Source organism: Mycobacterium sp. (genome assembly GCF_049673265.1).
Lineage (GTDB): Bacteria > Actinomycetota > Actinomycetes > Mycobacteriales > Mycobacteriaceae > Mycobacterium.
Genome location: NZ_JBATXN010000181.1, coordinates 1 through 11,705 on the forward strand (window position 1 = coordinate 1; position 11,705 = coordinate 11,705).

The 11,705-nt window shown below is 63.3% G+C and carries 12 protein-coding genes; 8 read left to right on the plus strand and 4 right to left on the minus strand.

The annotated features are described in order from the left end of the window. Nucleotides 1-904, plus strand: a 904-nt coding sequence (locus WBF82_RS06330; protein ID WP_424382219.1) for a cytochrome P450, incomplete at its 5' end; no start/stop codon positions are given. Here WBF82_RS06330 and WBF82_RS06335 read toward each other — a convergent pair. Both WBF82_RS06335 and WBF82_RS06340 read right to left on the minus strand, forming a co-directional pair. Further along, nucleotides 885-3,521 carry a GH92 family glycosyl hydrolase gene (locus WBF82_RS06335; protein WP_424382220.1) on the minus strand — a complete coding sequence of 879 codons (2,637 nt, stop codon included), beginning with the start codon at nucleotides 3,519-3,521 and terminating at the stop codon, nucleotides 885-887. The genes WBF82_RS06330 and WBF82_RS06335 overlap by 20 nt on opposite strands. An 84-nt stretch (nucleotides 3,522-3,605) precedes the next feature. Next, nucleotides 3,606-4,136 (minus strand): hypothetical protein, encoded by a 531-nt coding sequence (locus tag WBF82_RS06340; RefSeq protein ID WP_424382221.1) that lies wholly within the window; start codon nucleotides 4,134-4,136, stop codon nucleotides 3,606-3,608. Between the two features lie 129 nt (nucleotides 4,137-4,265). On the opposite strand from WBF82_RS06340, the gene WBF82_RS06345 reads away from it, so the two are divergent. Then, nucleotides 4,266-4,781, plus strand: a complete 516-nt coding sequence (locus tag WBF82_RS06345; RefSeq protein WP_424382222.1) for a hypothetical protein — start codon at nucleotides 4,266-4,268, stop codon at nucleotides 4,779-4,781. A 5-nt stretch (nucleotides 4,782-4,786) separates the two neighbouring features. Here WBF82_RS06345 and WBF82_RS06350 read toward each other — a convergent pair whose 3' ends face one another. Further along, on the minus strand, nucleotides 4,787-5,236 hold the full coding sequence (locus WBF82_RS06350) for a universal stress protein (RefSeq protein ID WP_424382223.1): 450 nt from the start codon (nucleotides 5,234-5,236) through the stop codon (nucleotides 4,787-4,789). 238 nt (nucleotides 5,237-5,474) lie between these two features. Between WBF82_RS06350 and WBF82_RS06355 the strand changes: the two genes are divergently transcribed. After that, on the plus strand, nucleotides 5,475-5,792 hold the full coding sequence (locus WBF82_RS06355; RefSeq protein ID WP_424382224.1) for a hypothetical protein: 318 nt from the start codon (nucleotides 5,475-5,477) through the stop codon (nucleotides 5,790-5,792). 45 nt (nucleotides 5,793-5,837) lie between these two features. Here the strand turns inward: WBF82_RS06355 and WBF82_RS06360 are convergent, their stop codons facing one another. Continuing rightward, nucleotides 5,838-6,509 (minus strand): TetR/AcrR family transcriptional regulator, encoded by a 672-nt coding sequence (locus WBF82_RS06360; RefSeq protein ID WP_424382225.1) that lies wholly within the window; start codon nucleotides 6,507-6,509, stop codon nucleotides 5,838-5,840. 353 nt (nucleotides 6,510-6,862) lie between these two features. On the opposite strand from WBF82_RS06360, the gene WBF82_RS06365 reads away from it, so the two are divergent. The 5 genes from WBF82_RS06365 to WBF82_RS06385 all read left to right on the plus strand — a co-directional run. After that, nucleotides 6,863-7,657 carry an MlaE family ABC transporter permease gene (locus WBF82_RS06365; RefSeq protein WP_424382226.1) on the plus strand — a complete coding sequence of 265 codons (795 nt, stop codon included), beginning with the start codon at nucleotides 6,863-6,865 and terminating at the stop codon, nucleotides 7,655-7,657. 1 nt (nucleotide 7,658) lies between these two features. After that, nucleotides 7,659-8,522 (plus strand): ABC transporter permease, encoded by an 864-nt coding sequence (locus WBF82_RS06370; RefSeq protein WP_424382227.1) that lies wholly within the window; start codon nucleotides 7,659-7,661, stop codon nucleotides 8,520-8,522. Nucleotides 8,523-8,527: 5 nt separating this feature from the next. Then, nucleotides 8,528-9,838: an MCE family protein gene (locus tag WBF82_RS06375; RefSeq protein ID WP_424382228.1), complete on the plus strand. Its 1,311-nt coding sequence runs from the start codon at nucleotides 8,528-8,530 to the stop codon at nucleotides 9,836-9,838. After that, on the plus strand, nucleotides 9,835-10,878 hold the full coding sequence (locus WBF82_RS06380; RefSeq protein WP_424382229.1) for a virulence factor Mce family protein: 1,044 nt from the start codon (nucleotides 9,835-9,837) through the stop codon (nucleotides 10,876-10,878). Before WBF82_RS06375 ends, WBF82_RS06380 begins: the two co-directional genes overlap by 4 nt. Then, a partial coding sequence (locus tag WBF82_RS06385) for an MCE family protein (RefSeq protein WP_424382230.1) occupies nucleotides 10,875-11,705 on the plus strand: 831 nt, incomplete at its 3' end. The genes WBF82_RS06380 and WBF82_RS06385, both read left to right, overlap by 4 nt.

An 11,705-nucleotide genomic window follows, 5' to 3' on the forward strand; every position in this document is an offset into this window, starting at 1 on the left:
GTGTCAGCAGATCGTCAACGACTTGCTCGACAAGGCCACGGGCAAGACCCGCATGGATGTTGTCGACGAGTTCGCCTATCCGCTGCCGGTCAACGTGATCTGCCGGATCGTCGGCGTGCCGATCGAGGACGAGCCACAGTTTCACCCTTGGATAGCCGACGCGATCACCGGCCTCTTCGACCTCGGGCCCGACATCGCCACCGAGGAGGGCCAGGCCCGGCGGGCCACAGGTGAAGCGGCCAACATTGCCTTCAAGAAATACATCATCGGGCTGGTCGAGAAAGCCGAGAAATCGCCTGGCCCGGGTATGATTTCGCAGTTGGTCCACGATGACGGACCGGATGGACGAATGTCGCCGAGTGCGATCGTCAACAACATCATGCTGCTGTTTGCCGCCGGCCATGATTCGACGGTCAATCTGATCTCCCACTGCGTTCTGACCGTGCTCCGCAACCCCGAATCGATCGAGTTATTGTGCAGCAGGCCGGAATTGATTCCCGGCGCTATCGAGGAAGTGCTGCGGCTGCAGTCGTCGGTGCAGTTCTTCCCGACTCGATCGGCGTTGGCCGACATCGAGATTGCCGGCACAACGATCCCGCGAGGATCACCCATTTATCTGATGTACGCTGCGGCCAACCGAGATCCGCGCCGCTTCCCCGACCCCAACACGTTCGACCCCCAACGCGCCAACAACGAGCATGTCGGCTGGGGGCGCGGCATTCACGTCTGTTTCGGCGGTCCGCTGGCGCGGCTGGAAGTCAACACCGCTTTCGCGGCTTTCCTTCGCCGGGTAGAAAACCCGCGGCTGGTCGAGGACCCGCCGCCTTACCGCATCAGCCAGGTGTTCCGCGGCCCGCGGCATCTGCTCGTCGATTACGACGGGATCAGCCCCGATCGACGGTGACGAGCATCTTGAACGTCCGCGAGCCGTCGCCGGCCGTGGTGGTGAGAACGAGCGGGTAGTACCCGTCGGTGACCGACTGCGCGACTTTGATGGTGACGGAAGCGCTGGCCGATCCGTCCGCGGCGAACTTCCCGGATACCTTTCCCGCCGTGATTCCGCGGTTGTCGGAGGCGCCGGTGATCGTGTAGCCGTCGGGCCCATCGATCATCCGTTGGGCAGCGAGCGTCACGTTGACCGTGCCTCCGGGCGCGATGTTGACGATGTCGGGTGAAACGTTGACGGTCACCGTCGAGCTGCCTGCACCGAATGATGGCGGCGCGGACGAGTCGCGAGCGCCCCAACCCTTGTTGGGTCGAGGTGAAAGCGAGAACGCTAAGTCGCCGCCGGTTTGGATGATTGAATCCGGTAGATAGGTCTGATCGGTGGGCCGGCCGTCGATGTGCAGGCTTTTGATGTAGCGCATCCGGTTGGGTCCGGATGCGCCCGGCGCGGAGATCTTGATGAATTTGTTGGCGGGCAGCTCGATCACGACGCGATCGAAAAGCGGTGTGTTCACGGTGAGTATCGACGTTCCCGGCGTGCTCGGGTAGAGGCCGAGCGCGGCCCAGACGTACCAGCTGGACATCGCGCCCAGGTCGTCGTTGCCCGGCTCGCCATCGGGTGTGGGAGAGAACAAGTCGCTGCGCACCCGGTCGACGACCTGTTGGGTTTTCCAGGGTTGACCGATGTAGTTGTACAGCCACGGCACCTCGAAACCCGGCTCGTTGCCGGCCCACAGCTGGGGCTCTTCGGGGCCGACGTTGAGCTGCTTGGTGAAGCGGTCGAGCCGGTCTCCCACCGCTTTTCGCCCGCCGAGCGCGGTCACCAGGCCGGCGATGTTCTGCGGCACGTACCAGACGTATTGTTCGGCGTTGCCCTCGTCGAAGCCGAGCTGGCTGAAGCAGCCCTGCGCGGGCTCGGCGACCCCGGGCCCGTCGGGAAAGAAACCCATCGCATCACGCGGCGAGATGTAGTGGGTGGTGGGGTTGAACAGATTCTGCCAGTACTGGGCCCGGTTCTGGAATTCGGCAGCGGTCGCGGAATCGCCTAACGCGTCGGCGAATCGGGAGATGGTGAAGTCGTCGACCGACCACTCCAACGTGATCGAGGCGCCTGGGACCGCGCCGCCGCTGCAGGAGTCCGCGTTCAGCGGCAGATAGCCGCGCCGAAGGTAGGTGGCGATTCCGGGCCGCTCGACGTAGCCGTTGAGGCCGACGCCGCCCTCGGTGGCGGCCGTAATCATGTAACGCAGCGCCGTGTCAACGTCAAAATCCTTGGCGCCAAAGGCATAAAAGTTCACCATCAACGGCACGACGCTGTCCCCGGTCATCTCCGCGGTCGCGGTATTGGCCAGCGCCCACCGCGGAAACGACCCACTTTGCTCGGCGTCGTTCACCAGCGACTGGGCCATGTCGCTGGCCTGTTCTCCGAACAGCAATCCGTGCAGGGAGGCAAGCCCGCGGTAGGTGTCCCAGTCGGAGAAGTTGGTGTACTGGGTGTGCCCGGGGGCCAGCGTGTGAATGTCGCCGTCGAAGCCGATATAGCGGCCGTCGACGTCGTTAAAGGTGTTGGGGTTCAACAGCGAATGGTAGAGCGCGGTGTAGAAGGTCGCGGTGTCGCCGTCATCGGCGCTGGCGATCGCGATGCGAGACAGCTTGGCGTTCCACTCCTTCGCCGCGGCGGCCCGGACGTCGTCGAAACTTCCGTCGCCTTCGGCGGCGAGGTTGGCGCGCGCACCGTCGAGGCTGACGTAGGACAGCGCAGTGCGCACCTCGACGCGCGAGCCCGCCGGGAAGCCGACGTATCCCCCGCTGGACCCGGTGTAACTCGAATATGCGCTGCGGGTGTCGGCGAAGACCGAGTAGCCGTCCCAGGTGCCGTAGGACGTGAACGGCCGGCTGAACTTCATCACGAAGTACACCGTGTAGACGTTGTCCTTACCGCAGAAGCCGCCGCTGGTCGCCGATCCGGAAATCGTCGTGTTGTCCTTGCCGATGTGGATGTTCGCGGCGGAGGTACCCCCAAGCGACGCACCGGAATTCAGATATAGCAGTGCGGGATGGCCGTTGTCGGGGTAGCTGAACCGGCCCACCCCGGTGTGGGTGGTGGCGGTAAGTTCCGCGGCTACTTTGGTTGCGGGGAACCGCACGGTGTAGTAGCCCGGCATGCCGACCTCGGTGTCGTCGTGGGCAATCTCCTCGGTCGCGTCCCATGGCTCGGAGCCGATCGCGGTGGTGGTCGGCAACATCGAGATGTCACCGAACGCCGCACACCCCACCGAGGCGTGCGTCATGCTGAATCCGGTGGCCTGCCGGTTGTCGTGGTCGTAGCCCGCGTAGTTGTTAGCGGTGTCCGGCGAGTACTGCACCATCCCGAACGGTACCGAGGCACCGGGGAAGTTGTTGATCTCCCCCACCCGCTGGCCGCCTGTGCCGGTGCCGATCAGCGTGTTGACGTGATCGACCGGATTCGTGACGAACGCAGGCGGATCGTAGGAGGTAGGTACCGCGCTGGCCAGCATCACGGTGACCAGCAGGACCGCCCCTAACAGGGCGGCGAGGCGCCTCCTCGACCTCACCTCTCAAGCTTGACGTAACCGCACCCTGGATGCGCGGCAACATGCCGCACCGGATTTCTTCATGTAAGCATCGTGGCGGACGATTCAGTCCGATCCCACCGGCGCCGTTCTCGGCTTGAGGATCAGGCTGGTCACTACGGCGCCGATACCGATGGCGACGCAGATCCACAAGGCCGAGTGGTAGGACGCCGCGGTTCCCGCCCCGACAACCGTTCCGGCCCAGGCAAATCCGAGCGAGCCACCGATGCCGTACGCGGCATTGCTGATACCCGGCAGGGACCCCGGCTCATCCTTAGGTGCCTGGATGACGCCCAGTGCCATCATCGGGGTGAGCGCCACACCCATGGCTGCCCTGCCCAAACCGGCGATGCCGTAGGCCAATCCGATTGCGTGGCTGGCTTTTCGGCAGGCAGGGGATTGGTCAGCACGCTTACCGACACCGGAATCAGGGCGGCGGCCAGTCCTTAAGCCGCCCGGAAGATGATGACCATCGGCGCCGACGGTGCGATCGCGCAGAACACCGACGCAATGCCGAACAACGCGATCCCGACGAGCAGTGTGCGGCGACGCCCGCGAGTATCCAGCCCGGGTGTGACCGGTGCGCGGCGAGTTCACGAATAGAAGATAAGGCCCGAAGACTTCCGCCGACTGCAAATCGGTGAGCCTAAGACTCAAAGGATTATCAAGTGAACGCCGTGGGTACGCGGGGTGCAAAGTTCTACGGGTTGCTGAGGGAGACCAGTTATGACCAGGTCGACTCTGCGCGCTGTGGTGTTGTTAATCGTCACGGCCGCACTGTCGGTGTGGGTGTACGACCGATCGTTGACTGGCCAACCATCACTGGTCAGGGCGACAGCGGCTCCGCCGAGCGCATCTGACCCGCAGATGCGCGTGCAGCTCCGGGCATGGCTCACCGACTCCGAGCCGATGATTGATGCTCTGGTCATCGCGCGCAACAACATCACCGCCGCTGCGGGCCGGCGGGACGTCGTCGCCACGAGCGCAGCCTGCCGTACCGCCAGCGGCGCGGTCGCCGATCTGCGGCGACGGATGCCGAGCCCGGATCCAATGCTGAATAGTCAGTTCCTGCAGGCAATTAGCGACTACGACGTCGGGCTTCCGTCGTGCATGTCAGGTGGCGGTATGCAGCAAGCGGCGATCTACATCACTGCGGCAGACGCCGCCATGCATGCGGCATTCGACATCCTCGGGCACGTTCCCGGCTGCGAGCCCGGGGAAAAGGGCGTGCTGATCGTCTAGCGGGATCAGTGCGTCCGGACGATCAGCACATCGATCTTGGCCCTGGTGGCCACGGCCCCGGGGATCGAGAACACCCGCCCGATGATCGCGGATCGCGCGTCCAGCCCGACGTTGCCGACTACCAGCAGATCGGCCCCGACCTCCTCGGCGAGGTCCACCAGCGCATGTACCGGAGCACCCTTGATCGGGCGATCCTCGATGTTCTTCGCCCCGGCCGCCTTCGCTCGGTCGCGGGCGTCATGCAAGATGTCGTAGATCGGCGCGTTCCCGGAAACCTTGTAGGCCTCGTCCCCGAGGGCGTCGGCCGCGCGCGAATCTTCCTTTTGGGGGTAGTAACCCGTTGCGATGATCAGCTTCGCGTTGGACTCGGCGGCAATCTCGCCCGCGCGCTCGACCGCGCGCAATGACGACTCCGAGCCATCGGTGCCGACCACCAGAGTCTGATAGGCGGTCATTTACCCTCCGCAGCGTCGTTTGCAATGGCTATTGGAGACAGTAGCCCGCCAAGTCACCAGGGCCGGAAAATTCGCGAAATGGCTCACTGCCAGATCCGGACGCTGGCGAAATTGGCCATAGCCAGCGCGAACTGTGTATACGGTCTTCATAGCGGTCGAAGACCTCCCATTCGGCAGGCCTTAGGCGGGACGACCGCCGTCCACGAAGACGGGGACGACCTCGCTCAGGAGGTACGAGATGTTAAACCGCGTAACGGTCCATGACAGCCGGCTCTCTCAAGAACGCGAGCAGGATGCCGAGCTGTTGAAAAAATCGGGTGCGCACAAGCTCGTCATCACCGACCGCGAAGGCAACTGCTTAGCGTTCGTATTGGCTTGGGACAGCGTCGACTATGACGCTGAGACCGACACCTATGTGTGCGTCGCCGATAGCGATGGCAGCGAACTGATGACGGTGTTCACCGCCGGTGAGATCAAGTCGGAACCCGGCACGAACATGTATGTCGTCACCGCGCCCGATCAGTTCCGTGGCTCAAGGACATTGCAGGCCCTGTAAGCGGTTGCCAGGCCTGCGGGTCTAGCCAGCGTTGGCCCGTGTGTGTCAATCCGTCGCGTCCGTTACCGCGGCGAGGCACTCGCGCACCACCGAGACGATGTCCGTGGAAGGGTTCGCCCACTTGCTCAATCCCAAGCGGTCCAGCAGCAGCCCGCCGAGGAACACGTCGACGAAAGCGGCCCCGACTTGTTCCGGTGTTCGCGACCCGACGGGGTCGAACCAGACCCACATCCACTGCAGCGATCCCCACAGCTGCAGTGCCGCCAATTCGGCGTCCACACTTCGAAATACGCCGCTTTTTATCCCATTGCGGATCTCGTCAATCGTGAGCGTTTGCAGTTGATGGCGCAACTTACGCACTTGCTGCATCGCCGGGTCGTCGGACAGCTGAACGACCTCGCGCTGACTTGCCACCGTCGCGTTGCGAGCGATCACCTGTAGCAGTGCGGAGGTATAAATCGTCGCGGCGATGCGTTCATGCAGCGAGGCCAGGCGCTCCCACACCATCCGCAGCGCATCGCGCTGGCAGGCCAGGTGGGTTTCCTCAAGCTCTCGCAACATCTGCGCCTTGGTTCCAAAGTGATGAACGATGGTGCCCTTAGACATGCCAAGCTCGCCGGCGATATCCCCGAGGTTTGTTCTGTCGTAGCCCCGTTCGGCGACATAGCGGACAAACGCATCGAGAATCTCGGTACGTCTGCCGGGCGATCGGGGCATCGCAACCCTCCGAAGTAACTAACCGTACGGACGGTCTATCATACGTCGGGCGAGCAGTATCCCCTAGCCGGAGGTTCCTGGCGCACCATTACTCCCAACTTGGTCAAAATCCCAGCTCAGACCGAGATAGCTGGCCGCCCGACAAGGATCTCCGGGTGACCCGCCCGCAACAGTTTTCCATTATTGACTGTACGGACGGTCGAATGCAATAGTGAGGGCGTGACGCAAACGAGGGCGACACAGAGCCGGCGGCCGGGCACCGAGACTCCCGGCTGGGAGGACACGCGAACCTCGAAAGACGTTCTCGTGACATGCTTTTCGCAGCGTCCCAACCTCGATGCGAAGCCGCGCCCATGACTACTGCGCCGCTGATTACCGGCAAATTACGCGACCAACTCCGACCGGGCGCGGAAGTGGTCGGTGGGTTCTTCCGGATGTGCTCGCTGACCGGTAAAGCCCTGCTGCAGCCGTTCGAATGGCGCGAGTTCATCGGAAATGGCTGGTTCCTCATGCGAGTGTCGCTGCTACCCACGATCGCGGTGGCCATCCCGGAAACCGTCTTGCTCATCTTCACGCTCAACATCCTGTTGGCCGAGTTCGGCGCCGCCGATGTGTCGGGTGCCGGCGCCGGGATCGGCGCAGTCACCCAGCTCGGCCCGATCGTGACGGTCCTGGTGGTCGCCGGCGCAGGGGCTACCGCCATCTGCGCCGACCTCGGCGCCCGCACCATCCGCGAGGAGATCGATGCGCTCGAGGTGCTCGGCATAGACCCAATCCGCCGACTGGTGGTGCCGCGTGTCGTCGCGTCGATCGCGGTCGCCGTGCTGCTCAACGGCCTGGTGATCGCGGTCGGCCTGGGCGGCGGCTACCTGTTCAGCGTGTACCTGCAGAACGTCTCGAGCGGTGCTTACCTCTCCACGCTGACAGTGCTGACCGGTCTGCCCGAAGTGGTGATCGCGATGATCAAGGCCGCGATGTTCGGTCTGATCGCCGGCCTGGTCGGGTGCTACCGCGGGCTGACCGTCCGCGGCGGATCCAAAGGCCTGGGCACTGCCGTCAACGAGACGGTGGTGCTGTGCTTCATCGCGCTGTTCGCGGTCAACGCGGTGATGACGACGATCGGTGTCCGGTTCGGAACGGGGCACTGACATGGCTACCGCCACCCTGCACAGCTACCCGCGGGCAGCCGCCACCCTGCGTCGATACCGCGCCGCGCCGGCCGGGCAACTGACCGAGCTCGGGAAGATCATCTGGTTCGCTCTGACCACCGTCGGGCTGATCCCCCTTGCTTTGCGTCGCTACAACAAAGAACTCGTACGGATGATCGCCCAGATGGGGATGGGTACCGGCGCGATGGCCGTGGCCGGTGGCACCGCGGCCATCGTCGGGTTCATCACGCTGTCCGCAGGCTCACTGGTCGCCATCCAGGGCTTCGCGTCGCTGGGCAACATCGGTGTCGAGGCATTCACCGGCTTTTTGGCCGCGATGGTCAATGTGCGGTTTGTCGCGCCGGTGGCCTGTGGTCAGGCACTGGCAGCCACGGTCGGCGCCGGCGCCACCGCCGAATTGGGCGCCATGCGCATCAGCGAAGAGATCGACGCACTCGAGGTAATGGGCATCCGATCGATCGCCTACCTGGCATCCACCCGGGTGGTCGCGGGCTTCATCGTCATCATCCCGTTGTACGGGTTGGCGATCACCCTGGCTTTCCTGTCCGCACAAGCCACCACGGTGTTGTTCTACGGGCAGTCCGTCGGCACGTACAACCACTACTTCCACACATTCCTGCGCCTCAACGACGTCGGTTGGTCGTTCGCCGAAGTGATCCTCGTTGCGATGGTCGTGATGACCACCCACTGCTACTACGGCTACAACGCCAGCGGCGGCCCGGTCGGCGTCGGCGAAGCGGTCGGACGGTCGATGCGGCTGTCGCTGATCACGATCGTTGTCGTGGTCGTGCTGACCGCGATGGCGGTCTACGGCAAAAACCCGAACTTCAACCTCACGGTGTAGACGTGATGACGGCGCCGCGCGGGAAAGTCAACGCGATACGTATCCCGTGGTACAAGACGACCGCCCTGGTGTTCCTGTTGGTCAGCGCAGTGGTGTTGACGTTCTGGTGGTTTCAGTTTCGCGGAGACCTCACGCCCAAGACGCGCTTGACGATGGTGGCTGCCCGGTCGGGTTTGGTGATGGATCCGGGCTCGAAGATCACCTACAACGGTGTCGAGATCGGCCGGGTGGCAGGCATTTCCGAAATTCAGCGCGACGGCAAGCCAGCGGCCAAAATCGACTTGGAGGTGGATCCGAAGTACATCAGGTTCATTCCGGCGAATGTGGACGCCGACATCAAAGGCACAACGGTATTCGGCAACAAGTATGTGGCGTTGACATCGCCGAAAAAGCCTGCTGCACAGCGTATTACCCCGCAGCACCTGATCGATGCGAGGTCGGTGACGACCGAGTTCAATACACTGTTCGAGACGCTTACCTCCATTGCGGAGAAGGTCGATCCCGTCAAGCTGAACCTGACGCTGGCGGCGGCCGCCGAGGCATTAAGCGGGTTGGGCGACAAGTTCGGGCAGTCGATCGTCAATGGCAACGCCATCCTCGACGACGTCAATCCGCGAATGCCGCGGATCCGGCACGACATTCAACAGCTGGCCGCACTCGCCGACACCTACGCCGACGCCGCACCGGATCTGTTCGACTCCCTCAACAATGCGGTGATCACGGCGCGCACGCTTCATCGGCAGGAAGCCGACCTGGATGCCGCGTTGCTGGCCGCGACCGGACTGGGCAATACCGGCGAAGACATCTTCGCCCGCGGCGGACCTTACCTGGAGCGGGGCATCGCCGATCTCTTGCCGACCGCCCAGCTGCTGGACACCTATAGTCCCGAACTCTTTTGCACCATCCGCAATTACTACAACACCGAACCCATGGGGGCCGCAACGGTGGGCACCGGCAATGGCTATGCGCTGAGAACCATGACGGAGCTGATGTCCGGGCTGGGCGGCATACTCACCCTTCCGGGTTTGGCCGGCACGGTGGCCTCCATGGGACTGCTCCAACTCGCCGGACTGGTCGGCGGGGCACCGAATCCCTATGTCTATCCAGACAATTTGCCGCGGGTGAATGCTCGGGGCGGCCCGGGCGGTGCGCCGGGTTGCTGGCAACCCATTACCCGTGATCTGTGGCCAGCGCCGGCTCTGGTGATGGACACCGGCGCCAGTCTGGCGCCGTACAACCACGTCGATACCGGCTCACCGTACGCAATCGAGTACGTCTGGGGCCGCCAAGTCGGGGACAACACGATCAACCCATGAAAACCAGCGCAAGCAACGCCATCAAGCTCGGCATCGTCTCACTGGTGCTGCTGCTGATCACCGTGTCCATCATCGTGGTGTTCGGTCAGATGCGGTTCAACAGCACCAACTCCTACTCGGCGGAGTTCAGCAATGGCAGCGGCCTGCGCAACGGTCAGTTCGTCCGCGCCTACGGCGTAGAGATCGGCAAGGTCAAAAAGGTACAGCTGGTCGATGCCGGTAGGCGGGTGAAGGTGGACTTCGATGTCGACCGCTCGGTACAGCTGTATCAGTCGACGACAGCACAGATCCGCTATCTCGACCTGGTGGGCAACCGTTACATGGAACTCAGCCGCGGCGAGGGCGAGGGAGCCGAGCGGGCGCTGCCGTCGGGCGGATTCATTCCGCTGGCCCGAACCTCGCCGGCGTTGGATCTCGACGCGCTGATCGGTGGTTTCAAGCCGCTGTTTCGGGCGCTCGACCCGGAAAAGGTCAACACGATCGCCTCGGCCATCATCACCGTGTTTCAGGGGCAGGGCGGCACCATCAACGACATCCTCGACCAGACCGCCCAAGCGACCGAGCGCATCGCAACGCGTGACCAAGCGATCGGCGACGTGGTCAAGAACCTGAATATCGTGCTGGACACCACGGTCAAACATCGGAAGGAATTCGACCAGACTGTCGACAATTTCGAGAAACTGATCACCGGACTGAGCAACCACGCCGACCCGCTGGCCGACGGCGTCGCGAACATCAGCAACGCGGCGGGAACAGTAGCCGACCTGCTGGCCGACAACCGGGCGGTGCTGCACAAGGAACTCAACTACCTGCAGGCGCTTCAGCAGCCGCTTGTCGACCAACGCGACAAGCTCAGCGACCTGATCCAAAAGACGCCAACCGCGTACAACCTGATCGGCCGCAGCATCGGCCTCTACGGAGACTGGGTCAACTTCTACGTCTGTGACCTGACGATCAGGTGGAACGGGCTGCAAGCCGGCGGCCCGGTGCGCTCGGTCAGGATCTGGCAGCAGCCGACGGGTAGGTGCACGCCGCAATGAGAACGCTACAACCTACCAACCGGGTGCGGATCGGCCTGCTGGGCACGACCGTGTTGGTGCTGATTGTTGCTGTGGGCCAAAGCTTTACCAGCGCCCCGATGCTCTTCGCCAGTCCGAGTTACTACGGGCAGTTCACCGACACCGGCCAGCTGAACAAAGGCGACAAGGTCCGTGTCACCGGCGTGGAGGTCGGCAAGGTCGAGGGGATGGCGATCGACGGCGACCACGTGGTCATCAAGTTCTCCCTCGGCAGCAATACCATCGGCACCGAAAGCCGGTTGGCGATCAAGACCGACACCGTGCTGGGTAAGAAGGTGCTCGAGATCGAGCCGCGGGGCACCCAGATCTTGCGACCGGGCGGCAAGCTGCCCCTGGGGCAAAGCACCACCCCGTACCAGATTTACGACGCGGCCTTCGACGTCACCAAGGCCGCCGCCGGCTGGAACATCGACACGGTCAAGCAGTCGCTGAATGTGTTGTCGCAGACCATCGGTCAGACATATTCTCACCTGAGCCCCGCGCTGGACGGCTTGGCCAAGTTCTCCGACTCCATCGGTAAGCGCGACGAGGCGATCACCCACCTGCTCGCGCAGGCCAACAAGGTGGCCAGCGTGCTCGGTGACCGCAGCGAACAAATCAACCGGCTGCTCGTCAATGCGAAGACACTGCTGGCGGCGTTCAACGAACGTGGACAGGCCATCGACACGTTGCTGGGCAACATTTCGGCGTTGTCGGCCCAGGTGCAGAATTTCGTCAACGACAACCCGAATCTGAATACCGTGCTGGAGCAGTTGCGTTCGATCAGTGATGTGCTGGTGGCACGCAAG